This window comes from Micromonospora sp. DT47, from assembly GCF_049844475.1.
In the GTDB taxonomy this organism is placed as follows: Bacteria; Actinomycetota; Actinomycetes; order Mycobacteriales; family Micromonosporaceae; genus Micromonospora.
Genome location: NZ_JBNCLC010000020.1, coordinates 78835 through 104363, shown reverse-complemented (window position 1 = coordinate 104363; position 25529 = coordinate 78835). Strand labels below are relative to the sequence as shown.

General features: G+C 73.0%; 23 protein-coding genes. 13 read left to right on the top strand and 10 right to left on the bottom strand.

What is annotated here, in order from left to right; all coding sequences use genetic code 11:
* The first annotated feature begins 163 nt into the window (after positions 1-163).
* From tsaB to ACLQ2U_RS25000, 4 genes are read left to right on the top strand one after another with little or no spacing between them, the layout of a single operon-like run.
* Complete coding sequence (gene tsaB / locus ACLQ2U_RS25015) at positions 164-841, top strand: tRNA (adenosine(37)-N6)-threonylcarbamoyltransferase complex dimerization subunit type 1 TsaB (RefSeq protein WP_425753204.1); 678 nt, start codon at positions 164-166, stop codon at positions 839-841.
* Between the two features lie 8 nt (positions 842-849).
* Positions 850-1317 (top strand): ribosomal protein S18-alanine N-acetyltransferase, encoded by a 468-nt coding sequence (rimI, locus tag ACLQ2U_RS25010; protein ID WP_425753223.1) that lies wholly within the window; start codon positions 850-852, stop codon positions 1315-1317.
* Positions 1310-2356, top strand: coding sequence for a tRNA (adenosine(37)-N6)-threonylcarbamoyltransferase complex transferase subunit TsaD (gene tsaD, locus ACLQ2U_RS25005; protein WP_425753203.1), 1047 nt, complete (start codon positions 1310-1312; stop codon positions 2354-2356). Before rimI ends, tsaD begins: the two co-directional genes overlap by 8 nt.
* Before the next feature lie 16 nt (positions 2357-2372).
* On the top strand, positions 2373-2627 hold the full coding sequence (locus ACLQ2U_RS25000; RefSeq protein WP_425753222.1) for a hypothetical protein: 255 nt from the start codon (positions 2373-2375) through the stop codon (positions 2625-2627).
* Between the two features lie 51 nt (positions 2628-2678).
* On the opposite strand, the gene ACLQ2U_RS24995 is transcribed toward ACLQ2U_RS25000, so the two are convergent.
* From ACLQ2U_RS24995 to ACLQ2U_RS24965, 7 genes are all read right to left on the bottom strand, one after another.
* Positions 2679-3416, bottom strand: coding sequence for a DUF4142 domain-containing protein (locus tag ACLQ2U_RS24995; RefSeq protein WP_425753202.1), 738 nt, complete (start codon positions 3414-3416; stop codon positions 2679-2681).
* 127 nt (positions 3417-3543) lie between these two features.
* Positions 3544-4725 carry an ROK family protein gene (locus ACLQ2U_RS24990; protein ID WP_425753201.1) on the bottom strand — a complete coding sequence of 394 codons (1182 nt, stop codon included), beginning with the start codon at positions 4723-4725 and terminating at the stop codon, positions 3544-3546.
* Between the two features lie 19 nt (positions 4726-4744).
* Positions 4745-6004 carry a sugar ABC transporter permease gene (locus tag ACLQ2U_RS24985; RefSeq protein ID WP_425753200.1) on the bottom strand — a complete coding sequence of 420 codons (1260 nt, stop codon included), beginning with the start codon at positions 6002-6004 and terminating at the stop codon, positions 4745-4747.
* A complete protein-coding gene (locus ACLQ2U_RS24980; RefSeq protein WP_425753198.1) occupies positions 6001-6822 on the bottom strand; it encodes an ATP-binding cassette domain-containing protein in 822 nt (273 codons plus the stop codon). The genes ACLQ2U_RS24985 and ACLQ2U_RS24980 overlap by 4 nt, the downstream gene beginning before the upstream one ends.
* Before the next feature lie 77 nt (positions 6823-6899).
* The gene (locus ACLQ2U_RS24975) at positions 6900-8000 is read right to left on the bottom strand and encodes a sugar ABC transporter substrate-binding protein (protein WP_425753220.1); all 1101 of its coding nucleotides are present in this window, start codon (positions 7998-8000) and stop codon (positions 6900-6902) included.
* A gap of 296 nt (positions 8001-8296) precedes the next feature.
* The gene (gene ybaK, locus ACLQ2U_RS24970) at positions 8297-8776 is read right to left on the bottom strand and encodes a Cys-tRNA(Pro) deacylase (protein WP_425753197.1); all 480 of its coding nucleotides are present in this window, start codon (positions 8774-8776) and stop codon (positions 8297-8299) included.
* Between the two features lie 36 nt (positions 8777-8812).
* Entirely contained in the window at positions 8813-10000 is a 1188-nt protein-coding gene (locus ACLQ2U_RS24965) for a THUMP-like domain-containing protein (RefSeq protein WP_425753196.1), read from the bottom strand.
* Positions 10001-10250: 250 nt separating this feature from the next.
* On the opposite strand from ACLQ2U_RS24965, the gene groES reads away from it, so the two are divergent.
* The 3 genes from groES to ACLQ2U_RS24950 all read left to right on the top strand — a co-directional run bounded on the left by groES (position 10251) and on the right by ACLQ2U_RS24950 (position 14093).
* A complete protein-coding gene (gene groES, locus ACLQ2U_RS24960) occupies positions 10251-10565 on the top strand; it encodes a co-chaperone GroES (protein WP_425753195.1) in 315 nt (104 codons plus the stop codon).
* A 70-nt stretch (positions 10566-10635) separates the two neighbouring features.
* The gene (gene groL / locus ACLQ2U_RS24955; RefSeq protein ID WP_425753194.1) at positions 10636-12282 is read left to right on the top strand and encodes a chaperonin GroEL; all 1647 of its coding nucleotides are present in this window, start codon (positions 10636-10638) and stop codon (positions 12280-12282) included.
* A 125-nt stretch (positions 12283-12407) separates the two neighbouring features.
* On the top strand, positions 12408-14093 hold the full coding sequence (locus tag ACLQ2U_RS24950) for a molybdopterin-dependent oxidoreductase (RefSeq protein ID WP_425753193.1): 1686 nt from the start codon (positions 12408-12410) through the stop codon (positions 14091-14093).
* A gap of 95 nt (positions 14094-14188) precedes the next feature.
* Here the strand turns inward: ACLQ2U_RS24950 and ACLQ2U_RS24945 are convergent, their stop codons facing one another.
* Entirely contained in the window at positions 14189-14572 is a 384-nt protein-coding gene (locus ACLQ2U_RS24945; RefSeq protein WP_425753192.1) for a WhiB family transcriptional regulator, read from the bottom strand.
* Positions 14573-14824: 252 nt separating this feature from the next.
* On the opposite strand from ACLQ2U_RS24945, the gene ACLQ2U_RS24940 reads away from it, so the two are divergent.
* Positions 14825-15649 carry a response regulator transcription factor gene (locus ACLQ2U_RS24940; RefSeq protein ID WP_425753191.1) on the top strand — a complete coding sequence of 275 codons (825 nt, stop codon included), beginning with the start codon at positions 14825-14827 and terminating at the stop codon, positions 15647-15649.
* A gap of 21 nt (positions 15650-15670) precedes the next feature.
* On the opposite strand, the gene ACLQ2U_RS24935 is transcribed toward ACLQ2U_RS24940, so the two are convergent.
* Positions 15671-16084 (bottom strand): DUF5319 domain-containing protein, encoded by a 414-nt coding sequence (locus ACLQ2U_RS24935; RefSeq protein WP_425753190.1) that lies wholly within the window; start codon positions 16082-16084, stop codon positions 15671-15673.
* A gap of 196 nt (positions 16085-16280) precedes the next feature.
* On the opposite strand from ACLQ2U_RS24935, the gene guaB reads away from it, so the two are divergent.
* The 4 genes from guaB to ACLQ2U_RS24915 all read left to right on the top strand — a co-directional run bounded on the left by guaB (position 16281) and on the right by ACLQ2U_RS24915 (position 22420).
* Positions 16281-17843, top strand: coding sequence for an IMP dehydrogenase (gene guaB / locus ACLQ2U_RS24930; protein ID WP_425753189.1), 1563 nt, complete (start codon positions 16281-16283; stop codon positions 17841-17843).
* Positions 17844-17870: 27 nt separating this feature from the next.
* Positions 17871-18989: a GuaB3 family IMP dehydrogenase-related protein gene (locus tag ACLQ2U_RS24925; protein ID WP_425753188.1), complete on the top strand. Its 1119-nt coding sequence runs from the start codon at positions 17871-17873 to the stop codon at positions 18987-18989.
* Between the two features lie 459 nt (positions 18990-19448).
* Entirely contained in the window at positions 19449-20873 is a 1425-nt protein-coding gene (locus ACLQ2U_RS24920; RefSeq protein ID WP_425753187.1) for a M1 family metallopeptidase, read from the top strand.
* A gap of 80 nt (positions 20874-20953) precedes the next feature.
* Complete coding sequence (locus ACLQ2U_RS24915) at positions 20954-22420, top strand: M1 family metallopeptidase (protein WP_425753185.1); 1467 nt, start codon at positions 20954-20956, stop codon at positions 22418-22420.
* 83 nt (positions 22421-22503) lie between these two features.
* Here ACLQ2U_RS24915 and ACLQ2U_RS24910 read toward each other — a convergent pair whose 3' ends face one another.
* Positions 22504-23637 carry an LCP family protein gene (locus tag ACLQ2U_RS24910; protein WP_425753184.1) on the bottom strand — a complete coding sequence of 378 codons (1134 nt, stop codon included), beginning with the start codon at positions 23635-23637 and terminating at the stop codon, positions 22504-22506.
* 127 nt (positions 23638-23764) lie between these two features.
* Here ACLQ2U_RS24910 and ACLQ2U_RS24905 point away from each other — a divergent pair, with 127 nt between their 5' ends.
* Positions 23765-25462 carry an FAD-dependent oxidoreductase gene (locus tag ACLQ2U_RS24905; protein ID WP_425753183.1) on the top strand — a complete coding sequence of 566 codons (1698 nt, stop codon included), beginning with the start codon at positions 23765-23767 and terminating at the stop codon, positions 25460-25462.
* Positions 25463-25529 lie beyond the last annotated feature (67 nt).

The window sequence follows — 25529 nt, the reverse complement described above, 5'->3', positions numbered from 1 at the left end:
CCGCTCCTGGTGAAGTCGTCAGGCGACGGCGTCACGGTCGGTAACGACAGACACCGTTCGGGAGGGCCGTCGACAAGGCCGCGCGAGCGCCCGACGGCCGGCCCGGCCGGCCCGACGGGGTGTGACCGGGGGTGACGGGGCGGGGCGGCTAGGCTGACATACCGTGCTCGTACTGGTGGTGGACTCCTCGACCCCCGCGGTGACCGCGGCGCTCGCGGAGGTCTCGGCGGACGGCGTCGCGCTGCGGGCGCACCGGTGCACGGTCGACGCCCGGGCGCATGGCGAACTGCTCGCTCCGCAGGTCGATGCGGTGCTCGCCGACGCCGACGTCCGGCCGCGTGACCTCGCCGCGATCGTCGCCGGCCTCGGCCCGGGACCGTTCACCGGGCTGCGGGTCGGCCTGGTCACCGCCGCCACCATGGGGCAGGTGCTCGACATCCCCACGTACGGTGTCTGCTCGCTGGACGCCATCGGCCACCCGGCGGCGGTCGGCGAGCCGATCCTCGCCGCCAGCGACGCCCGCCGCCGGGAGGTCTACTGGGCCGTCTACGACGGTGCCGGCCAGCGGATCGCCGGGCCAAACGTGGACGCGCCCGCGGTCGCCGCGCAGCGGGCCCGCGACCTGGCCGTCACCGCCGCGGTCGGTGACGGCGCGCACCGGTACGCGGACGTGCTCGGCCTGCCGCTACGGGTCGAGCCGCGCTACCCGGACGCCACCGCGCTGGCCACGCTGGCCGCCGAGCGGATCCGGGCCGGCGCGCCCGGCGAGACGCTCACCCCGCTCTACCTGCGCCGGCCGGACGCCGTGGCGGCGACCGCCCGCAAGTCGGTCCTGCCGTGAGCGGGGCGGTGCGACTCGACCGGTTCCGCTGGTGGCACATCGACGAGGTGCTGCCGATCGAGGCCGACCTCTTCGGCGTCGAGCAGTGGTCCCCGGCGATGTTCTGGAACGAGCTGGCCAACGGGCAGTTCTACCGGGTCGCCACCGACGTCGACGGGACGCTGCTCGGCTACGCCGGGCTCACCGTCCAGCCGGACGAGGCGTGGGTGCAGAACATCGCCGTACGGCGCTACGCCCAGCGCCGCGGCGTCGGCCGGATCCTGCTGGAGGACCTGCTCGCCGAGGCGGCCCGACGCGGCGTCCGGACCGTGCTGCTGGAGGTGGCGGCGGACAACGCGCCCGCCCAGAAGCTCTACGCGGCGTACGGCTTCGAGCCGATCGGCGTGCGGCGCGGCTACTACCAACCGAGCAACACCGACGCGCTGGTCATGCGGCGCGACGCGGAACCGACCGGGGACGGGACGGACCATGGCTGACGAACCACTGATCCTCGGCATCGAGACCTCCTGCGACGAGACCGGCGTCGGCATCGTCCGCGGGCACACCCTGCTCGCCGACGCGCTCGCCTCCAGCGTCGAGGAGCACGCCCGGTTCGGCGGCGTGGTTCCCGAGGTGGCCAGCCGGGCCCACCTGGAGGCCATCGTGCCGACCATGGACCGGGCCCTGAAGGAGGCCGGGGTGACGATCGCCGACATCGACGCGATCGCGGTCACCTCCGGCCCCGGCCTGGCCGGCGCGCTGCTGGTCGGGGTGGCCGCCGCCAAGGGCTACGCGCTCGCCGCCGAGAAGCCGGTGTACGGGGTGAACCACCTCGCCGCGCACGTCGCCGTGGACACCCTCGAACACGGTCCGCTGCCCGAACCGGCGATCGCCATGCTGGTCTCCGGCGGGCACTCCTCGCTACTGCTCGTGGACGACCTCGCCCGCGGGGTCACCCCGCTCGGCGCCACCATCGACGACGCGGCCGGCGAGGCGTTCGACAAGGTGGCCCGGCTGCTCGGGCTGCCCTTCCCCGGCGGGCCGTACATCGACCGGGAGTCCCGGGCCGGCGACCCGGCGGCGATCGGCTTCCCGCGCGGCCTCACCGCCGCCAAGGACCTCGCCGCCCACCGGTACGACTTCTCCTTCTCCGGCCTGAAGACCGCCGTCGCCCGCTGGGTGGAGGCCCGGCAGCGGGCCGGCGAACCGGTGCCGGTGGCCGACGTGGCGGCCTCCTTCCAGGAGGCGGTCTGCGACGTGCTCACCGCCAAGGCGCTCGACGCCTGCCGGGCCAACGGCGTGGAGACGCTGGTCATCGGCGGGGGTGTGGCGGCCAACTCCCGGCTGCGGGCGATGGCCGAGCACCGCGCGGCCAAGCACGGCATCCGGGTGCGGGTGCCCCGGCCGAACCTCTGCACCGACAACGGCGCGATGGTCGCGGCGCTCGGCTCGCACCTGATCGCCGCCGGGGTGGCGCCGAGCCGGCTGGACCTGCCCGCCGACTCGGCGATGCCGCTGACCACGGTCAGCGTGTGACGGGGGGATGGCCGACGTGATCGTCCGGATGTGGGAGGCCCGCGCGGAGCCGTACGGGTTCGCCGACCTGATCACGTGGGTCTGCGACACCGCGCTGCCCGAGTTCGAGCACGATCCGCTGCACCTGTCCAGCGAGGTCTTCTCCTCCACCGACCACCGGGTGGTGGTGATCTCCAAGTGGCGGAGCAGCCCGCGCCCGCTGCCCGAACCGCCCGCCATGCTGGTCGCCCGGCCCCCGCACGCCTGGGACTTCACCCAGGTCGACCGCTGAACGACGACGGGCCGGGAGCGGTGTCGCCCCCGGCCCGTCGACGTCAGGTCGTCAGCTCCGGCGCAGCATCCGGTGGGTGGCGAAGCCGCCGGTGCCGAGCGCCAGGAGGAAGACCGCCCAGACCACGGTGGTGCTGACCCCGGCCGACGGCCCGGCCGCACCGGCCCTGGCGGCGGCGATCAGCGAGTCGCTCTGCGCGGGCGGCAGGGCGGCCGGCGGGAGCTGCTGCCAGCGGACCAGCCCGGTGCTCTCCAGCATCGCCATGTGGTCGTTGACGAACCTGTTCGCCTCGTCGGCGAGCTTGCGGACCGTGGCGTCCCGGGTACTGGCCCGGACCGCGCCGATCACCGGGTAGATCTTGCCGTGCGCGACCCGGAGCCGGGTCACGAAGATCTGGTCGAACTGGGCGCCCTCCGCCTCCTGCATCTCGGTCAGCCACCCCTTCTGCTCGCTGGTGGGATCCGTCGGCAGGGTGGCGCCGAGCTTGTTGGCGGCGTCGACCACCAGCTGGTCGAGCACCCCGTGCTGGCGGGCGATCTCCGCCCCGATCTCCCGCACCTTGGGGGACTGGCCCTTCTCGGCGGCCATCTGACCGGCCGGCATCTCCCAGAGACCGGCCAGCCGCACGCCGTTGAGCAGGGTCATGTCGGCGGCGTTCAGCTGGCTCCCCGGGGCGGCGACGGCCACCCCCGGCAGGACGACGATCCCGGCCAGCAGGGTGACGAGCAGCACCGTCACCCGGTGGGTCCGGTGCCCTGGCCGACGACGTGCGGATTCCAGCGGTGCCATGCTGCGGTGCCTCCTCGGTCCGTACGCGTGTCGCCGGGCAGCGCACCCGCCGGCTGCCCGTCCGTCCACTGGTACGGATCACCGACCCGATCAGTTCACCGGGAATCAGGAACCACTGAGTGGCGACTCAGCCGACGTCGAGGGGGTCGGCAAGGAGCCGCTCGAAGGCCAGCTCGGCCGCGCCGACCAGCGGCGCGTCCGCACCGAGCGTGGGGGTGCGCAGCCGGACGTGCTCCAGGCAGGCGGGCAGCCCCATCGAGTTGAGCCGGCTGCGGACCTGGGCGGCGGAGGCCAGGTAGAGGTCGCGCATGGTGCCACCGAAGATGACCATCTCCGGGTTGAAGATGTTGACCAGGTTGGCGACGCCGAATCCGAGCCAGTCGCCTGCCTTCCGTACGGCGGTCTGGGCGCGGGCGTCGCCGCGGTCGGCGGCGTCGAAGACGGCCAGCAGCGCGTCCCGGCCGCGGGCGTCGGAGCGGCCGGAGGCCCGCAGCAGGCCGTGCTCGCCGATCTCCGTCTCCCAGCAGCCCCGCGAGCCGCACTCGCAGCGGGCTCCGTCGCGCACGACCACCATGTGCCCCACCTCGCCGCCGTACCCGCCGTGGCCGGTCAGTCGGCGCCCGCCGGCGATGATGCCGGCGCCGACGCCGACGTCCCCGTACAGGTAGATGACGTTGTCGCAGCCGGCGGCGACGCCGCGGGCGTGCTCGGCGAAGGCCGCCACGTCGGCCACGTTGCCGACCGTGACAGGCACGTCGAGGCCGAGTTCGGCGGCGAGCGCGGCGCCGATCGGCTCGTCCACCCAGCCGGTGGTCGGACCGAGCCGGACCAGCCCGTCCGCCTTGCGGACCATGCCGCAGACCGCCACGCCGGCGCCGAGGCAGAGCGCCCCGGCCGGGACGCTCTGGTGCATCTCCTTGAGCGCGCCGGCGAGCAGCGGCGCGGTCTCCCCGGCGTCCAGGCCGCGCGGCCGTTCCAGATCCCGGCGGTCGAGCACCGCACCGCCGAGACCGACCCGGGCGGCCCGCAGCCGGTCCACCTCGATGGAGTACGCGTACGCGTAGACCCGGGCCGACTCGGGCCGGACGACCAGCGACGGTCGGCCGGCCCGGCCGGTCTCCTTCGGCGTCCCCTCGCTGACCAGACCGGCGCCGGCCAGGTCGGCGGTCAGCGCGCCGATGGTGCTGCGGTTGAGCCCGAGGGTGGTGGTGAGTTCCGCGCGGGAGGTGGCCCCGTGGACGTGCACGTGCCGCAGCAGCGCACCGAGGTTCTGCCGCCGGATCTCGTCCTGGCTCTGTCCTGCCCGCATCGTTCCTGGCACTCCGTGGTCAGCGCGTGCCGGTGGCGGCGGAACGACGACGCGACAGCGCGTCGACGCCCGCGGCCAGTAGCAGCACCAGTCCGGTGAAGGTGTACTTGAGGCCGGAGCTGAGGTCCAGCAGCCCCATGCCATTGATGATGACAGCCACCACCGCGCCGCCGAGCACCGCGTTGATCATCCGCCCCTTGCCGCCGAAGAGGCTGGTGCCGCCGATGACGGCGGCGCCGACAGCGTAGAGCAGGACATTGCTGCCACCGGTGTTCGGGTCGACCGACCTGTCCTTGCTGGCGGCGATGATGCCGCCGACGGCCGCCATGCCGGAGCAGATCACGAAGGCGGAGATCTTCAGCCGGTTCACGTTGATGCCGGCCCGCCGGGCGGCCTCCTGGTTGCCGCCTACGGCGTAGAGGTGCCGGCCGTACGCGGTGCGGTTGAGCACGAAGGTCCAGAAGACCAGCAGGGCCCCGATGAGCGGCACGACGACGGGCATCCCCTTGGTGGAGCTGATCAGTGTGTTGATGCTCCGCTCCTGGTTGAGGACGTAGACCGCGGAGCCGAGCAGGAGGGCCAGCCCGGCGATCCGGGCGGCCACCACGGCGATCGGGTCGGTGACCAGGCCCCGGGTGGCCCGGTTGCGGTGGCTGAGGAACTGCACGGTGCCGTACCCGGCGACCGCGACGGCGGCCAGCAGCCACCCGATGGTGGGCGGCACGTAGTTGTTCTCGATCGCGATGATCACCTTGTCGCTGATCGAGATGTTGGTGCCCTCCTTCATCAGGAGCAGCACGACACCCTGGAAGGCGAGGAAGCCGGCCAACGTGACCACGAAGGACGGTATCCCGACCTTGGCCACCAGGAAGCCGATGGTGAGGCCGATGAGCGTCCCGGTGGCGAGCGCGGCGAGGACCGCCACGTACCAGGGGTAGCCGAGCACGCTGACCACGTTGGCCAGGATTGCGGCGCAGACGCCGCTGGCGAACCCGGCGGAGAGGTCGATCTCCCCGACCAGCAGGACGAAGATCAGGCCCATCGCGATCACGGTGACCGCGGCGCCCTGGGTGAACAGGTTCGCGAAGTTCGCGGCGGAGAGGAAGACCGGCCGGACGATCGCGAAGGTCAGGCAGAGCGCGCTGAGGCCGATCACGGCCGGCAGGGAGCCGAGGTCGCCGCCGCGTACCCGGGCGACGTAGTTTCGGACGTGGTCGCCGACGGTCGGCGCCGGGGTGCCGGCCGCCGCTCCTTCCCTGCGCACGACGGTGGTGGTCATCGGACTGCTCCCGGGATCGTGTCGGCCAGCTCTTCGTCGTCCGTGGTGCCCGCGGCCGGCTCGACGCGGAGGCCGAGGTTGCCGGAGCGGCCGGTGGTGATCAGCTCGACCACCTGCGAGTGGGTGATGTCGCTGGTCCTCACCTGCGCGACCAGCTGGCCGAGGTAGAGCGCGGCGATCCGGTCCGAGATGGCGAAGACGTCGTTCATGTTGTGCGAGATGAGCACGACGGCCAAGCCGTTGTCGGCCAGCCGGCGGACGAGCTCGAGCACCTGGGCGGTCTGCGCGAGGCCGAGCGCCGCGGTCGGCTCGTCGAGGATGACCAGCCGGCTGTTCCAGAGCACCGCCTTGGCGATGGCGACGGTCTGGCGCTGGCCGCCGGAGAGGCTGGAGACGTGCTGGCGCAGCGAGGTGACGGTCCGGACCCCGAGTCCGGCGAGCGTCTCGGTGGCCATCTGCTCCATGGTCGGCTCGTCGAGCACGATCCCGCTGCGCTTCTCCCGCCCGAGGAACATGTTCTGCACGATGTCGAGGTTGTCGCAGAGCGCGAGATCCTGGTACAGCACCTCGATGCCGAGCACGGCGGCGTCCCGGGGGCTGTTGATGTTGACCGGGCGGCCCTCGAAGAGGAACTCACCGGAGTCGGTGGGGTGGATGCCGCTGATGCACTTGACCAGGGTGGACTTGCCGGCGCCGTTGTCGCCCACCAGCGCGGTCACCTCGCCCGGGTGGACGGAGAGGGTGACGTCGCGCAGAACCTGGACGGGACCGAAGCTCTTGTCGATCCCGCATAGTTCCAGCAGGGGGGTTGCGGACACGGGGTTCTCCTTTGCGCGGAGGGGAAATCTCGGCGCCCCTCCGGTGGCGTCGCCGGAGCGGGTGGGGCGGGTGCGGGTCAGCTGAGGCCGGCGTCGGCACAGAGCTTGCCGTACTCCCCGCCGCAGACCTCGTCCTTCGTGACGAAGCCGTCAGCGATGACGTCGGAGACGTCGTCCTTGTAGATGGCCTTGGGGGTGAGCAGGACGGCGTCCACGTCGCGGCCGCTCTCCGGGTCCCTGACCGTCTGGCCGGTCTCCTTGCGCTCGCCGTTGGCCAGCGCGATGGCCAGGTCGGAGGCGGCCTTCGCCTCCTCCTTGATCGCCTTGTAGACGGTCATGCACTGGTCGCCCGCGAGGATGTTCCGCAGGCCCTGCGGGGTGGCGTCCTGGCCGGTCACCGGGATCTTGCCGTTGAGCTTGTTCTTCTTCAGCACGGAGATGGCCGCGTTGCCCAGGCCGTCGTTGGCCGCGAGGACGCCGTGGATCCGGCCCTTGGTCTGGGTGAGCATCTGCTCGAAGGTGACGCCGGCCTGCGCGTTGTCCCAGTCCGGGACCGACTGGTCCGGGCCCTTCGTGTACTCCTCGGCGTCGAACTTCGGCTTGAGGACGGAGTCGTAGCCGTTCTTGAACAGCGTGGCGTTGTTGTCGGTCGGCGAACCGTTGAGGTAGGCCACGACCGGCTTCTTGACGCCCTTGTCCGCCAGGCATTTGCTCAGGCCCTCGCCCTGGAGCCTGCCCACCGCCTCGTTGTCGAAGCTGACGTAGTACTCGGCGGAGCCGCTGAGGGTGAGCCGGTCGTAGTCGATGGTGGCGACGCCCTGCGACCTCGCCTTCTCCAGCACCGCTTTGCCGGTGCCCGAGTCGAGATTGACGATCATCAGGACGGTGGCGCCATTGGTGATCATTTGTTCGGCGATGTTGGAGAACTGTGACTTGTCGCCCTGCGCGTTCTGGATGTCGGATGCCACCCCGGCGGCGTCGAAGGCCTCCTTGAGGAACTTGCGGTCCGCGCCCTCCCACCGAGCGGAAGACTTGCTGTCGGGCAGGATCACGCCGATCTTCGGCTTCTTGGCGCGGCCGCCGGCCTGACTGCCGCTGGTCGACTGGTCGCCGCAACCGGCCACGCCGCCAGCGGCCAGCAGCCCGACGGCGGCGAAGGTGAGGAAGCCCTTGCGCATCTGCACGGGGTCCTTTCGGGGGTGGTGGTGGGGTAGGTGGCAGGCGTTTGTTGTGAGCGGCAACGTATTGCGACACACGTCACTGCCGCAAGACTCCGTGGTCGGAAGTCGCTTGGCCTGCGGTAACAATCCCGTAACGCGGGGAAGTTCGTCGAAATCCGCTCGCCGCGCCGTGATCAGCCCCGTCCCCGGGACTCCACGGAAAAGCGACGGGTCGCCGGACAATGGCGGTCGGAATTGGTGGTCGGACGCGGAGCGCGGCGTTTCATGCCCGTCCACCCGGGCCGGTGAAGTGTTCAGGGGGCGGCGACGTGCGCGGTGGTGGCGTCGGTCAGCGCGACCAGGTCGGCCGGGGCCAGTTCGACCTGGAGGCCGCGGCGGCCGGCGGAGACGTAGACCGTGTCATGGGCCAGCGCGGAGGAGTCCAGCACCGTGGGCAGGCGTTTGCGCTGGCCGAGCGGACTGATCCCACCCCGGACGTAACCGGTGGCCCGCTCGGCGACCGCGCGGTCGGCCATCGTCGCCCGCTTGCCGCCCACCGCCGCCGCCAGCGCCTTGAGGTCGAGCTCGCCGGTGACCGGGACGACCGCCACGGCCAACCCGCCGTCCACCTCGGTGACCAGCGACTTGAACACCCGCTCGGGCGGCACCCCGAGCGCCTCGGCGACCAGCGCACCGTAGTTCGGCGCGTCGGGGGAGACGTCGTACGGGTGGGTGCGGTGCGGGATCTTCCGCCTGGTCAGCAGCGCCGTCGCCGGAGTGCCCTGTCCCGCCATGGCATCACGCTAACCCGGCCCTGGTCGGCCGGCGACTCAGGACCCGACCGGGCGGCAGACCAGCACGGTCGGCGCGCCGGCGACCCGGGTCAGCACCAGGCTGGCCGCCGCGTCGCCGGCCAGCCTCAGGTCGCGGCGCAGCTTCTCCGGCTCCAGCGCCGAGCCGCGCTTGAGGATCTCCACCCGGCCGACCCGGCGCTCCCGCAGCAGCGCGCGCAGCCGCTTCAGCGAGAACGGCAGCACGTCGGTGATCTCCAGGCAGCGGGCGAACGGGGTCGCGGTCGGGGTGTCCGCGTACAGGTAGGCGATGCTCGGGTCGGCGATCGTCGCGCCGAGGTCGTCGGCCAGTTCGGCCACCAGGTGGGCCCGGACGACCGCGGGGTCCGGGTCGTACAGGAAGGAACGGGTCGGCCCGACCCTCGCCTCCACGTCGCCGGAGCCGGTCAGGGAGTGGACCGTGTCGCCGCGCAGCACGGTGGACCGGCGGGGGACCTCGGCCAGCCGGCCGCACCAGAGCGCCGCCTCCACCAGGTCGCCGTCCGCGCTCACCCACTCGGCCTCGGCGCCCGCCGGGATCAGCGCGTGCTCGATACCGGGGGCCACCTTCACCACCGTGTACGGCACCCGTTCGGCCAGCCCGGTGACGAAGTCCCAGGGCGGGGAGTAGGCGTTCGGGTCGAAGATCCGTCGACCGGTGCCGGCCTTCCGGCGCGCCGGGTCGCAGAAGACGCCGTCGACCTTGGTCACGTCGAACGCCGTGGCGTCACCGCATTCCACGGTGAACAGCTCGGCCAGCCCGGCCGCCTCCGCGTTCGCGGCGGCCATCGCGGCGGTCACCGGGTCGGCCTCCACGCCGTACACCCGGATGCCGGCGCGGGCGGCGGCGAGCGCGTCCGCGCCGAGGCCGCAACCCAGGTCGGCGAGGGTGCGCACCCCGGCGGCGCGCAGCCGCGCCGCCCGCCGGTCCGCGACCACCCGCCGGGTGGCCTGCTCCAGCCCGGCCCGGGTGAGGAACAGCCCAGCGGCCGACGGCCCGAACTTGCCGACCGCCCTGCGGCGCAGCTCGGCCTGGGTGAGCGCGGCGGAGGCCAGCCCGGCCGGCACGCCGGTGGAGCGGAGCGCGGCCGCCGCGGTCAGCGGGTCGCCGCCGGCCAGCGCGGTCGCCGCCGCGAGCGCGGCCGACCCCTCGGGGGTACGCAGCGCCGCCAGTTGGTCGGGATTCACCCCGCCATTCTTCCCGGCCGTCCGACTCGCCCGGCGGCGGGCTGGCACTCTCCTTGACGGAGTGCTAGCCGAGGAATAACCTGCGATTAGCACTCTCACCCTGAGGGTGCCAGCTCCCGGGCCGTCAGGTCCGGGTGCTGAACGCCAGGCGGACCGGCACCCGCGACGACGGCCCCGCCCGGTGGCATGTGGCAGATTGACGCTGGTCGGCCCCGGTCGACCGGCAACGAAACCAGTACCCCAGGAGGGTATGCCCGTGACTACCGCGACCAAGGTTGCGATCAAGCCGCTCGAGGACCGGATCCTGGTCCAGGCGAACGAGGCTGAGACCACCACGGCGTCGGGCATCGTGATCCCCGACACCGCCAAGGAGAAGCCGCAGGAGGGCACCGTCCTCGCTGTCGGCCTGGGCCGCGTCGACGACAAGGGCAACCGGATCCCGGTTGACGTGAAGGTCGGCGACACCGTCCTCTACTCGAAGTACGGCGGCACCGAGGTCAAGTACGCCGGCGAGGAGTACCTGGTGCTCTCCGCCCGCGACGTCCTCGCGGTCATCGAGAAGTAAGCAACCGATCAGTGTCGCTGCCCCGGTCCGGCTCGCCGGGCCGGGGCAGCGTCGCTTCGAAGGGACATTCATGGCGAAGATCCTGAGCTTCTCGGACGACGCCCGGCACCTGCTCGAGCACGGTGTCAACGCCCTCGCGGACGCGGTCAAGGTCACCCTCGGCCCGCGTGGGCGCAACGTCGTCCTGGACAAGAAATTCGGTGCGCCGACGATCACCAACGATGGCGTGACCATCGCCAAGGAGATCGAGCTCACCAACCCCTACGAGAACCTCGGCGCGCAGCTGGTCAAGGAGGTGGCGACGAAGACCAACGACGTCGCCGGCGACGGGACCACCACCGCGACCGTGCTGGCCCAGGCGATGGTCCGCGAGGGCCTGCGCAACGTGACCGCCGGCACCAACCCGGCGGGTCTCAAGCGCGGCATCGACGCGGCCGCCGCGAAGATCTCCGAGGCGCTGCTCGGCCGCGCCGTCGAGGTCGCCGACAAGGAGTCGGTCGCGCACGTGGCGACGATCTCCGCGCAGGACTCCACCATCGGCGAGCTGATCGCCGAGGCGATGGAGAAGGTCGGCCGCGACGGTGTCATCACCGTCGAGGAGGGCTCCGCCCTGCACACCGAGCTGGACGTGACCGAGGGCATGCAGTTCGACAAGGGCTTCATCTCGCCCAACTTCGTCACCGACCTGGAGTCGCAGGAGTCGGTCCTGGAGGACCCGTACATCCTGGTCACCACGCAGAAGATCTCGGCGATCGAGGAGCTGCTGCCGCTGCTGGAGAAGGTCCTCCAGAACAACAAGCCGCTGCTGATCATCGCCGAGGACGTCGAGGGCCAGGCGCTGTCCACCCTGGTGGTCAACGCGATCCGCAAGACCCTCAAGGTCTGCGCGGTCAAGGCCCCCGGGTTCGGCGACCGCCGCAAGGCGATGCTCCAGGACATCGCGATCCTCACCGGCGCCGAGCTGGTCGCCCCGGAGCTGGGCTACAAGCTCGACCAGGTCGGCCTCGAGGTGCTCGGCACCGCCCGGCGCGTCGTGGTCGACAAGGAGACCACCACCATCGTCGATGGTGGCGGTCAGGCCAGCGAGGTCGCCGACCGGGTCGCCCAGATCCGCAAGGAGATCGAGGCTTCGGACTCCGAGTGGGACCGGGAGAAGCTGGCCGAGCGGCTGGCCAAGCTCTCCGGCGGCATCGCGGTCATCAAGGTGGGCGCGGCGACCGAGGTCGAGATGAAGGAGCGCAAGCACCGGATCGAGGACGCCATCTCCGCGACCAAGGCCGCGGTCGAAGAGGGTACCGTCCCCGGCGGCGGCGCCGCCCTGGTGCAGATCCTGCCGGTGCTCGACGACGACCTCGGCTTCACCGGTGACGAGAAGGTCGGCGTCTCGGTCGTGCGCAAGGCGCTGGTCGAGCCGCTGCGCTGGATCGCCCAGAACGCCGGCCACGACGGTTACGTCGTGGTGCAGAAGGTCGCCGGCAAGGAGTGGGGCAACGGCCTCGACGCCGCCACCGGCCAGTACGTCGACCTGGTGAAGTCCGGCATCATCGACCCGGTGAAGGTGACCCGCAACGCGGTCACCAACGCCGCCTCGATCGCCGGCCTGCTGCTCACCACGGAGAGCCTCGTGGTGGAGAAGCCGGAGCAGGCCGAGCCGGCCGCCGCCGGCGGTCACGGCCACTCGCACGGCCACGGCCACCAGCACGGCCCGGGTTTCTGACCCACGCCGTACGCCAGGTCAGGGCGCACCGTCCGTGGGCGGTGCGCCCTGACGCGGTTGTGGGCACGATTACGGAACGCTGACGGTGTTGGCGGTCGGTCCGGTTGATCGACAACACTGGTCCGATGAGCAGCACGCCGCGCAGCCTCGCCGCGCTCGCCGGGATCACCGCCGCCGCCGTGGCGATCGGTGCCGCCGAGCCGGTGGCCGTCCTCACCGGTCCCCGGTCCGCGCCGCTGATCGCGGTCGGCGGGCTGGTCGTCGACGTGGTCCCCGAGCCGCTCAAGAAGTTCGCCATCACCGTCTTCGGGACGTACGACAAGGTCGCCCTGCTGGTCGGGACGGCGCTGCTGCTGGCCGGGTTCGCCGCGCTGCTCGGGATGCTGGCCGTCCGCCGGCTCTGGATCGCGCTGGCCGGCATCGCGGCCTTCGGCGCCCTCGGGGTGGCCGCTGCGCTGACCCGGGCCGGCGCGGACGCCGCCGACGCGCTCCCGTCGCTGGTCGGTGCGGGGCTGGGCGCGCTGGTGCTCTGGGCCTTCCTCGACGGACCGTTGCAGGTCGACCCCTGGCCGTGGACCCCGCCAACGCCCCTGCCGGCCACGCCTCCCGCCGCGGCGGAGCCCGGCGACCGGCCCGCCGTGCTGGCGGGGTCCGGCGACCGCCCCGTCGTGCCGGCGTCGACCGGTGAGCCGGCGCAGGCCGACGGGCCGCCCGCCGGGTGGGAGCCGTTGGAGAGCAGCGACCCGGAGTCCCGGCGCCGGTTCCTGCGCGGCGTGGGCGCGCTGGCCGGGGCGGCCGCCGTCGCCGGGTTGGGCGGGCACTGGCTCGCCGGCCGGCGGGGCGTGTCGGCGGCCCGGCAGGCGGTCGCGCTGCCCACCCCGTCGGCGGTCGCGCCCGCCGTGCCGGCCGGCGCGGACCTCTCGCTCGCGCAGCTCGCGCCCTACGTCACCCCGACCAGCGGCTTCTATCGGATCGACACCGCACTGGTGGTGCCGCAGGTCGATCCGGAGACCTGGCGGCTGCGCATCCACGGGCGGGTCCGCAACCCGATCGAGTTGAGCTTCGCCGACCTGCTGGCCAGGCCGATGGTCGAGCGGTACGTCACCCTGGCCTGCGTCTCCAACGAGGTGGGCGGGGACCTGATCGGCAACGCCCGGTGGCTGGGCGTGCCGATCAAAGAGCTGCTCGACGAGGCCGAGCCGGAGGAGGGCGCGGACCAGGTGGTGGGGCGCTCGGTCGACGGCTGGACCTGCGGGACCCCGACCGCGGTGCTGCGCGACGGCCGGGACGCGTTGCTCGCGGTCGGGATGAACGGTGAGCCGCTGCCGGTCGAGCACGGCTTCCCGGTGCGGATGGTGGTGCCCGGCCTGTACGGCTACGTGTCGGCCTGCAAGTGGGTGACCGAGCTGGAGCTGACCAGCTTCGCGGACTTCGACGCGTACTGGGTGCCGCGCGGGTGGTCGGCCCAGGGCCCGGTGAAGACCCAGTCGCGGATCGACACGCCGCGGTCGCGCAACCGGCTCACCGCCGGTCCGGTCACCGTCGCCGGGGTGGCCTGGGCGCAGCACCGGGGGATCAGCCGGGTCGAGATACGCGTCGACGGCGGCCCCTGGCAGGAGGCGACCCTCGCTCCGGTGGTCTCGGTGGACACCTGGGTGCAGTGGTCCTGGCGGTGGACCGCCACGGCGGGTGAGCACACCCTCCAGGTACGGGCGACGGACGCCGACGGGGAGACGCAGACCGGCCAGCGGCGGCCGGTCGAGCCGGACGGCGCCACCGGCTGGCACACGGTGAAGGTGACGGTCCGCTGAGCCGGCCGCCGGGCGGAGGAGATCTTGCCGGGAGGGCGCCGAGGCCGCGCCCCGGGAGCGGGGCGCGGCCTCGGTGAGGTCTGTGGGGTGTCGGGTCAGGCGACCTTGCGCTGGGCCGGCACGGTCGACTTGTGCGGGCTGCCCAGCCGGGCCTCGAGCCGGGTGATGTCCACCCGGGTCTGCCGGCGGTCGGCCAGGTCCTCCCAGCCGAGGGCGAGCAGCCGCAGCCGCTCCGACTCGCTGAAGCCACCCCAGACGCCGTAGGGCTCGCGGACCGAGAGGGCGTGCGCGGCGCACTCGGCGCGGACCGGGCAGGCCCGGCAGACGGCCTTGGCGCCGGACTCGCGACGCAGCCGGGACGAGCCGCGCTCGCCGTCCGGGTGGAAGAACTGGGCGCTGTCCCGACCCCGGCAGGCGCCGAGGCGCTGCCAGTCCCAGAGGTCGACGATGGGTCCGGGCAGTCTGCGTACGTTCGACATCAGCACCCCTCCTCCCGCGCGGCACCGCGCAGATCCTCGTTTCACCGGCGTCCGGCGGCGGTCCGCGTAGGCGCACCGTTTCCGGCCTGGACCCTCGGTACCCGGGCTTTCGGCGACTCACACGTCTGTGATCGAAAACCTCGGACAACTCGCGGTATATGCCCCAGATGTCGGAAAAGTTCGGAGGATTGCCTGGATCCCCCTCCCCGGCGGACCCGGCCATGGTCTGCTCTGTGCGGAGAGGAGACCACAGTGCGTACCGTTCTCGTGTGCGTTCGGACACCGCTCGCCGCGCAGCAGTTGACGTCCGCGGCGTCCCGACTCGGGTTGGCCGCGGTGGTGCGGACGGCCGTCTCCGATCCCGAGGTCATGCTGCGACTCGCCGAACGTCCGGTGGACGTGGTGCTCGCCGACACCGCCCTGACCCGCCCGGACAGCGCCGGCTTCGTCCGCCGGGTGCTGGCCCGGGCCCCGCAGGCCGCGGTGCTGCTGCTCGGCGCCGAGGAGTCCGAGGCGGCGGCGGCCAGCATCAGTGCCGGGGCCAGGGGGCTGATCCAGGGCGCCGACAACGACCTGACCAGCGCGGTGGCCAAGGCCCTGCTGCTGCTCTCCGCGCCCGGCCGGGCGGCCCGGCACCGGGTGACCGACCCGGCCCGGGACACCGCAGCGGTCGGCGCGCCACCCAGGCCGGCCGCCGGCGGTACCCCGGGCACGCCCGGGTCGGCCCGGACCGCCGGACCGCCCGAGGGGCCGGGCGGCGCGCCGTCGGTGGTGCCGGTGCAGCGCGGCGACGACGAGGCCGAACCGGACGGCGGTGAGCCCGACCCGGCCCCGCCGGCGGGCAAGCGTTCCGCGCCCGGGGCCCGGGGCGGCCGGACCCCGGTCGGGTTGACCGAGCGGGAGCTGCAGGTGCTGCTCGGCATGGCCGAGGGGAAGAGCAATGCGGAGATCGGGCGGGAGCTGTTCGTCTCGGAGGACACCGTCAAGACGCACGCCCGCCGGCTCTTCCGCAAGCTCGGCGCCCGGGACCGGGCGCACGCGGTCGCCGCCGGCTTCCGGGCCGGCCTGGTGGCCTGAGCCGGGAGACCCGCCGGCGGCTCAGTCGTCGGCGGCGGGGGAGTCGTCCTCGGCGGCCTCGGTGAGCGTGTCATGCACCCCGTCGGCGTAGCCGCGGGCGTAGTCCCAGGTGACGTAGTGGTCCGGATCCGGGTCGTAGGCCGGCTCGTGCACCCGGGGCCGGCCGGAGCTGAGCAGATGGCGCAGGTTGCCGCGGAGCAGGTCCCAGTCGAAGTAGTGCGGCTCCCGGCAGTCCTCGCACTCGATCACCAGCCCGCGCACCCCGATCGGTGCCAGCAGGGCCTGGTAGATCTCCAGGTCGGCCAGGTCTTCCAGCACGTCCTGGCGCTCGACCTCGGTCAGCGGGTCGAGCGGGGCGTCCTCGCCCGGATCGTGCAGGCCCGCTGCCGGATCGGCCGGGTCGCCGTTGAACGGGTCGATGGGCTCGTCGTGCACCCTCTCACCGTAGACCCAACCCCGGTGGGACGCGTCCCCCCGGCCGCCCCGGTGGCGCCGCCTGCCTGCGGCGGCACCGCCCGGGCCGGCGCAGCCCAATGGGTACGATGAAGCGACGCGCCGTCGCCCCGGCGTGTGCCGGTGCCCGCGCGCACCGCCGCGCTGAAGCCCGTCCGAGCAGCTCAGGAGAGCAATCGTGGAGAATTCGCCCAGCACCGATCTTCCGGCCGGCGCCGACCACGGCGAGCTGGGTGGTCACCTGCCGGAGCTGCCCGCCGGCTCGGCGCGGGTGGTGCCGCTCGGGCTGACCTTCGACGACGTGCTGCTCCAGCCGGGCGAGTCGGACGTGGTGCCCAGCCGGGTCAACACCCGGACGAAGCTCACCCGCAACGTCGAGCTGACCGTCCCGTTGCTCTCCAGCGCGATGGACACCGTCACCGAGGCCCGGATGGCGATCGCCATGGCCCGCCAGGGCGGCATCGGCGTGCTGCACCGCAACCTCTCGACGGAGGACCAGGCGCTCCAGGTCGACCTGGTCAAGCGCTCCGAGTCCGGCATGATCACCAACCCGGTGACCGCCAGCCCGGACGACACCCTCCGCGAGGTCGACGGGCTCTGCGGCCGCTACCGCATCTCCGGCGTGCCGGTGGTTGACGGCGACGGCCAGCTGGTCGGCATCGTCACCAACCGCGACATGCGGTTCGTCTCCGAGCCGGGCACCCGGGTCCGCGACATCATGACCCGGACCCCGCTGGTCACCGCGCCGGTCGGGGTGAGCAAGGACGACGCGCTCGACCTGCTCCGCCAGCACAAGGTGGAGAAGCTGCCGATCGTCGACGACTCCGGCCGGCTGCGCGGGCTGATCACCGTCAAGGACTTCACCAAGAGCGAGCAGTACCCGAACGCCACCAAGGACGACGCCGGCCGGCTCCGGGTCGCCGCCGCGATCGGCGTGGGCGAGGACGCGTACAAGCGGGCCCGGACGCTGGTCGACGCGGGCGTCGACGTGCTGATCGTGGACACCGCGCACGGCCACCAGCGGGCGGTGCTGGACATGGTCCGCCAGCTCAAGAAGGACGTCCCCATCGACATCGTCGGCGGAAACGTCGCCACGTACGCCGGCGCCAGGGCGTTGGTCGACGCGGGTGCCGACGGCGTGAAGGTCGGCGTCGGCCCGGGCGCGATCTGCACCACCCGGATCGTCGCCGGGGTGGGCGTACCGCAGATCACCGCGATCATGGAGGCGGCGCGGGCCGCGCGCCCGGCGGGCGTCCCGGTCATCGGCGACGGCGGCATCCAGTATTCCGGCGACATCGCCAAGGCCCTGGTGGCCGGCGCCGACACGGTGATGCTCGGCAGCCTGCTGGCCGGCTGCGAGGAGAGCCCCGGCGAGCTGATCTTCATCAACGGCAAGCAGTACAAGGCCTACCGCGGCATGGGCTCGCTCGGCGCGATGCAGTCCCGCGGCCAGGCCAAGTCCTACTCCAAGGACCGCTACTTCCAGCAGGACGTGCTCGCCGAGGACAAGCTGGTCCCCGAGGGCGTCGAGGGCCAGGTGCCCTACCGGGGGCCGCTCTCCGCGGTCGCCCACCAGCTCATCGGTGGGCTGCGCGCCGCGATGGGGTACGTCGGTGCGGAGAGCATCCCCGAGCTGCACCGCCGCGGTCAGCTCATCCGGATCACCGCGGCCGGGCTCAAGGAGAGCCACCCGCACGACATCCAGATGACCGTCGAGGCGCCCAACTACCACTCCCGCTGACCATCCCCTGCGACAACTGGAGTCCCCATGCGTGACGTGGTCGAGATCGGGCTGGGCAAGACCGCGCAGCGCGGTTACCACCTGGACGACATCGCCATCGTGCCGAGCCGCCGGACCCGGGACGTCGACGACGTCTCCACCAACTGGCAGCTCGACGCGTACCCGTTCGGCATCCCCTGCGTCGGGCACCCGTCGGACGCCACCATGAGCCCGGCCTCCGCCGTCCGGCTCGGCCAGCTCGGCGGCCTCGGCGTGCTCAACGTCGAGGGCCTCTGGACCCGGTACGAGAACCCGACCAAGATCCTGGAGGAGCTGGCCTCCCTCGGCGAGGACGCCCGGGCGACCAAGCGGCTCCAGGAGGTCTACGCCGACCCGATCCGCCCCGACCTGATCGCCGAGCGGGTCCGCGAGCTGCGGGCCGGCGGTGGCACGGTGGCCGTCCGGGTCTCCCCGCAGCACACCCTGGCGCTCGCCCCGGTGATCCTCGACGCGGGCGTGGACATCCTGGTCATCCAGGGCACCATCGTCTCGGCCGAGCACGTCTCGACCACCGACGAACCGCTGAACCTCAAGGAGTTCATCGCCGACCTCGACCTGCCGGTGGTCGTCGGCGGCTGCACCGACTACAAGACCGCGCTGCACCTGATGCGGACCGGCGCGGCGGGGGTCATCGTCGGCATCGGCGGCGACGACTGGTCGACCACCGAGTCGGTGCTCGGCATCCGGGTGCCGATGGCCACCGCGATCGCCGACGCCGCCGCGGCCCGCCGGGACTACCTCGACGAGACCGGCGGCCGGTACGTGCACCTGATCGCCGACGGTGACATCCAGACCTCCGGTGACATCGCCAAGGCGCTCGGCTGCGGCGCCGACGCGGTGATGATCGGCGAGCCGCTCTCGCTCTGCGAGGAAGCGCCGGCCGGTGGCGCCTGGTGGCACTCGGCGGCCAGTCACCCGTCGCTGCCGCGCGGCGCGTTCGAGGTCGCCGGGGAGCCGCTCGGCTCGATGGAGCAGCTGCTCTTCGGGCCGGCGGACGAGCCGGACGGCCAGCTCAACCTCTTCGGCGGGCTGCGCCGGGCGATGGCCAAGTGCGGCTACCGCGACCTCAAGGAGTTCCAAAAGGTCGGCCTGGTTCTCGACCGCTGACCCGACCGGCCATTCTCGAACATCGGTAAGCCGGCCCCGCCTCGCGGCGGGGCCGGCTTCCGCCGTACCGGGCCGGGTCAGTCCTCGGTGAACTCGACCCAGTTGAGGTTCGCCAGGCCGCTGGTCGGCCCGCCGGGAACGGCGGTGAAGATCAGGTAGAGCCGGTGCGCCCCGGCGGGTTGGTCCACCCGCCACGGTGGTGCTGGTGAAGTCGGCGTTGCCGGTGGTCACGCACCGTCGAGCCGGCCGGCACCTGCCTGGTGCCGGCCGGTCCCGACGTGACGCCCGCCGCCCCGCGCACCACCGGCGGCGTGAGGATCAACTTGGCCTGCGGAGGCCCGCTCCACCACCCGGTGGGGAGTCGCTCGCCCCCACGTCGGGGATCCACCACATGGAACCGGAAACCCGGTAGGCGTCAGTGGACACCGCACTAGGCTCGTCCTGACCGAAGGAGAGCGCATGGTCCAGGCCGGCCGGACCCCCGCCCGCCGCCGCGGGCCGGCCGTCGTCGCCGCGCTGACCTGCGTCGCCGCGCTCGGCGTCGGTGGGTGCACGCGCGACGACGACGGTGGTTTCCGGCCCGGGGCCGCCGACGCCGGTGACCCGTACGTGCCCGGCCACGGCAACGGCGGCTACGACGTCTCGGCGTACCGGCTGCGGGTGCGCTACGACCCGGCGGCCGACCGGCTCACCGGCCACGCCACGGTCACCGCCACCGCCACCGAGGCGCTCTCCCGGTTCAACCTGGACCTGGTCGGGCTGGACGTCTCCCGGGTCAGCGTGGCCGGGGCGGCGGCGGAGCACCGCCGTGACGGCGACGAGCTGGTGGTCACCCCGTCCCGGGGGCTGCCGCGCGGCGCCGGCTTCACCGTCGAGGTCGACTACGCCGGGGTTCCCACCGCCGTCAAGGACGGGGTGCTCGGCAATGGCGGCTGGCTGCACACCGCGGACGGCGCGATCGCGCTCGGCCAGCCGGACTCGGCGGCCACCTGGTTCCCGGTCAACGACCACCCGTCGGACAAGGCGACGTACCAGGTGGAGGCCACCGTCCCGGACGGACTCGCCGCGATCGGCAACGGGGTGCCGGGGAAGCGGAGCAGCGCGGACGGCTGGACCACCTGGCGGTGGACGGAATCGTCCCCGATGGCCAGCTACCTGACCACCCTGGTGATCGGCGACTACCGGGTCACCACCGGCACCCACGCCGGCCGGCCGATGGTCACCGCGGTCGCCGCCGGCCTCCCCGCGGACGGTCCGGCGGCCCGGTCCATCGCCCGCACCGGCGCCATTGTCGACTTCCTGGCCAGCCGCTTCGGTCCGTACCCGTTCGACGCGTACGGCGGCATCGCGATCGCCGAAGACCGGATCAGGTACGCCCTGGAGACCCAGTCCCGGCCGGTCTACGGGCCGGGCTTCTTCCGCGCCGGCCGGCCGGACGAGGCGGTGGTCGCGCACGAGCTGGCCCACCAGTGGTTCGGCGACAGCGTGTCAGTGGCCCGGTGGAGCGACATCTGGCTCAACGAGGGCTTCGCCACCTACGCCGAGTGGCTCTGGGCGGAGCACACCGGCGGCCGTACCGCACAGCGCGCCTTCGAGCTCCAGTACGCGGCGACCGACTGGTCGAAGCCGTCGGTCGACCCGGGCCGGGCGGGGCTGTTCGGCGACGCCGTCTACAAGCGGGGCGCCCTCGCGGTGCACGCGCTGCGCCGCACCGTCGGCGACGAGACCTTCTCCCGCATCCTGCGCGGGTGGACCGCCGAGCGGAAGGGGGGCACCGCCACCACCGCCGACTTCGTGGCGTACGCCGAGCGGGTCGCCGGCCGGTCGCTGCGCCTGCTCTTCGACGCCTGGCTGGTCGGCGGCATCGCCCCCACCCTGCCGTGACGATGTCGTGACCGTCGATCGCTAGGCTGCCAGCGGCGGCCGCCCCGGACGGGCGGTCGGACAACGGGGAAGGTCGAACGATGAGAGTGGTACGGCGGAGCCTGTCGTCGGGTGTCGCGCTGCTGGTGGCCGGGGCGCTCGGCCTGGCGGCGTGTGAGTCGGAGAAGTCCACGTCGGAGACGGGGTCCCCGTCGGCGAGCGCCGCGCCGACACCGTCGCGGAACTTCCAGCCCGGGGCGGCCGGGGTCGGCGACGCCTACTTCCCGACGTACGGCAACGGCGGTTACGACGTCGCCGGCTACACGGTCAAGGTCCGGTACGACCCGAAGACGGACCGGCTCACCGGCACCACCACCGTACGGGCGTCCGCGACCGCGGACCTGAAGTCGTTCAACCTGGACCTGGCCGGTCTCGCCGTGAGCGCGGTGACCGTGGACGGTGCCGCCGCCACCCACGCGGCGAAGGGGAACGAGCTGGTGGTCACCCCGTCGGCGGGGCTGGCGTCGGGCAGCGGCTTCGTCGCCGAGATCACCTACGGGGGTACGCCGAAGGCGCTCAAGAACGAGGTGATCGGCGACGGCGGCTGGCTGCACACCTCCGACGGCGCCATCGCGCTCGGTCAGCCGGAGTCGGCCAGCACCTGGTTCCCGGTCAACGACCACCCCTCCGACAAGGCCACCTACGACTTCGAGATCACCGTCCCGGACGGACTCACCGCGGTCAGTAACGGGGTCCCGGGCGGGAAGACCAGCGCGGGCGGCTGGACCACCTGGAAGTGGTCCGAGAAGTCGCCCATGACCAGCTACCTGAGCACCGTGGTGATCGGCAGGTTCCGGATCACCACCGGCCAGCACAAGGGGCGGCCGGTCTACAGCGCCGTCACCACGAAGGTGTCGAAGGGCGCCGCGGACCGGTCCATCGCGCAGACCGTCAAGGTGGCCGACTACCTGGAGAGCGTCTTCGGCCCGTACCCGTTCGGCGCGTACGGCGGCGTGGTCGTCTCCGACCCCCGCATCCGCTACGCCCTGGAGACGCAGAGCCGCCCGGTCTACTCCGCCGGCTTCTTCCGCCGGGGCGAGAACACCGAGGTGGTCGCGCACGAGCTGGCCCACCAGTGGTTCGGCGACAGCGTGGCGCTGGAGAAGTGGCAGGACATCTGGCTCAACGAGGGCCTGGCCACGTACGCCGAGTGGCTCTGGGCCGAGCACACCGGCACGTACACCGCCCAGCAGGCGTTCGACATCCGGATGGCCCGGGTGCCGGCGGCGGTCTGGAAGACCCCGCCCGGCAAGCCGGGGGTGAAGAACCTGTTCGGCGAGTCGGTCTACCAGCGCGGCGGGATGACCGTGCACGCGCTGCGGATGTCCGTGGGCGACCAGAAGTTCTTCGAGATCATCAAGGCCTGGGCCAAGGAGCAGCGCGACGGCAACGCCACCACCGCCGAGTTCGTGGCGCTGGCCGAGCGGGTCTCCGGCAAGCAGCTCGACAAGCTCTTCGACGCCTGGCTCTACGGCACGAAGCGCCCCGCGGTGCCGAAGAAGCTCTGAGGAGTTGGCGGCGTGACCAGCTGGCTGCGGGCGTGCTGGTAGATCACCGCCCTGGCCTGCGAGCGGGTGGACGGGGCAGCCCGCTACCTCGTCACCTTCAACGTGGGGTGGGCGGCCAGGAACTGCTCGGCGTCGCCGGCCTTGAGCGCGGTGAGGAACTCCCGGCCGAGCGGCTTGAGCTGCTCGCCCTTGTACGCGCGGCCCTTGCCCACCCCCGCGCCGGGGAGTGCGACCAGGGTGAGCCGGCCGAGGTCCAGCCCGCCGAGGGCGTACGCGAGGTCGACGATCCGGGGGCCGCCGGCGTAGATCACGGTGTCGCCGAGCGACGCCATGATCTGCTCGACCCGGTCCGGCTGGCGGGCCAGGTCCTCGTCCAGGATCTTGGCCGTCATCGCCTTGATCAGCTGTTGCTGGTGGCGCTGCCGGGCGTAGTCGCCGCCCGTGATGTAGCGCTGCCGGGCGTAGTCCAGCGCCTGCCAGCCGTTGAGGTGGCGTTCGCCCTTCTCGTAGACCATCTGCGGCCCGACGTAGCCGCCGCCGGACGGGGCCAGTTCCCGGTGCTTGCCGTCCGGCTTGCGGTGGAGGGAGACCACCCGCTGGTCGACGTGGATGTCGACCCCGCCGAGGAGGTCGATCAGCTTTTCGAAGCCCTGGAAGTTGATCACCGCGCCGGCGTCGACGCGCAGTCCGGTGTAGCCGCTGACCGTGCTGCGCAGCAGCTCGTACCCCTGGGCGGTGCTGGGCTCCTTGGGCTTGCCCGGCACCCGGCTGCCGTAGCTCATCGCGTGGGTCAGCTTGGTCCGCCCGCCCCGGTAGCCCGACTTCGGGAACGCCGGGATGTCGACCAGCAGGTCACGGGGGAGGGAGAAGAGGTACGCCCGGTCCAGCCCGGCCGGCACGTGCAGCATCAGCACCGCGTCCCCGTGCGGCTCCCAGCCCGGCACGCTGACCCGGGTGTCGACGCCGACCAGCAGCAGGTTGAGCGGGCCGGTGATGCCGGCGCCGAGCGGGCCGGTCGGGCTCGGCGTCGCGGTCGGGCGCGGCGTCGCGGTGGCGCCCGGGGTGCCGGCGGTGACCGTCCCGGTGCGGCGCTCCGCCCCGTCGTCGCGGACCAGTCGGGTGATCACCAGCGCGGCCGCCACCACCAGGACGACCGCGGCGAGGGCGGCCAGCCCCAGCCTCCAGCGCGGGCGCGCCGCCCCGCCCTCGTGAGTCATCCTCGCCACCCCCTTCTGCACAACGCCCCGAGGGGGGTCCCGGGTTGCGGCCCGATCGTCGGACGCTGAGCATGATCGCGCGAAAAGGGCACTGGCGCGATGGCTACCCGGCGGTAATGATGCCTTCATGCGGTACGACGTGGTCATCATCGGGTCCGGCTTCGGCGGCAGCGTCACCGCGCTCCGGCTGGCGGAGAAGGGGTACGCGGTCGGTGTGCTCGAGGCCGGGCGGCGGTTCGCCGACGACGAGTTCCCGAAGACCTCCTGGGAGGCCCGGCGCTTCCTCTGGGCGCCGAAGCTGGGCTGCTACGGCCTGCAACGGATCACCCTGCTCCGCTCGGCCGGCCGGAAGGCCGGCGGCGGGGTCATGGTGCTCTCCGGGGCCGGGGTGGGCGGCGGCTCGCTGGTCTACGCCAACACCCTCTACGAGCCGCTGGACGCCTTCTACGACGACCCGCAGTGGCGGGACGTCACCGACTGGCGCGACGAGCTGGGCCGCCACTACGACCAGGCCAAGCGGATGCTCGGCGTCACCACGTACCCGGTGCGCACCGGCGCGGACCGGGCGATGCGGGCGGTGGCCGAGCGGATGGGGGTGGCGCACACCTTCCACGCCACCCCGGTCGGCGTGCACATCGGCCGCCCCGGCCAGCGGGTCGCCGACCCGTACTTCGGCGGGGTGGGGCCGGAGCGCACCGGCTGCACGCACTGCGGCTCGTGCATGACCGGCTGCCGGCACGGCGCCAAGAACACCCTGGTCAAGAACTACCTCTGGTTGGCCGAGCGGCTCGGCGTCCAGGTGCACCCGCTGACCACGGTGACCGCCGTCCGGCCCGCCCCCGGCGGCGGCTACGAGGTGCACACCGCGCGCACCGGCGGCTGGCTGCGCAAGCGGCGGCAGGTGGTCCACGCCGACCAGGTGGTCTTCGCCGCCGGGGCGCTCGGCACCCAGCGGCTGCTGCACGAGATGCGGGCCACCGGGGCGCTGCCCGGGCTGTCGCCCCGGCTGGGCGAGCTGACCCGGACCAACTCGGAGGCGATCCTCGGCGCCTCGGTGCCGCGCCAGCGGGCCCGGGCCGAGCGGCTCGACTTCACCGAGGGCGTCGCGATCACCAGCTCGTTCCACCCGGACCCGCAGACCCACATCGAGCCGGTCCGCTACGGGCGCGGTTCCAACGCGATGGGGCTGCTCCAGTCGCTGCTGGTCGACGGCGGCCCGCACCGGTTCCGGCGCTGGCTGGGCAGCATCGTCCGGCAGCCCGGGTTGGCGGCCCGGATGCTCTCGGTGCGCGGCTGGTCCGAGCGGACGGTGATCGCCCTGGTGATGCAGTCGGCGGACAACTCGCTGACCATCCGGTGGCGGCGCGGCCCCCTCGGCCGGCGGCTGGTCTCCGGCCCGGGCCACGGCGCGCCCAACCCGACCTGGATCCCGGCCGGCAACCACGCGGTCCGGCTGCTCGCCGACGAGATCGGCGGTACGCCCGGCGGCGCGTTGACCGAGCCGTTCAACATCCCGATGACCGCGCACATCCTCGGCGGGGCGGTGATCGGCGCCACCCCGGCCGACGGCGTGGTCGACCCCTGGCACCGGGTCTACGGCCACCCGGGGCTGCACGTGGTGGACGGCGCGGCGGTCTCCGCCAACCTCGGCGTGAACCCGTCGCTGACGATCACCGCCCAGGCGGAACGGGCGATGTCGTTCTGGCCCAACAAGGGGGAGGAGGACCCCCGGCCGCCGCTCGGCGAGGCGTACCGCCGGCTGGCGGCCGTACCCCCGCGCCACCCGGCGGTCCCGGCGGACGCCCCGGGCGCGCTGCGCGGCTGAGACCGCCCGGCCCGGGCCGTGACCGGCGGGGACGTGACGCGGCGCGCGGAGTGCCCGGCCCGTGCCC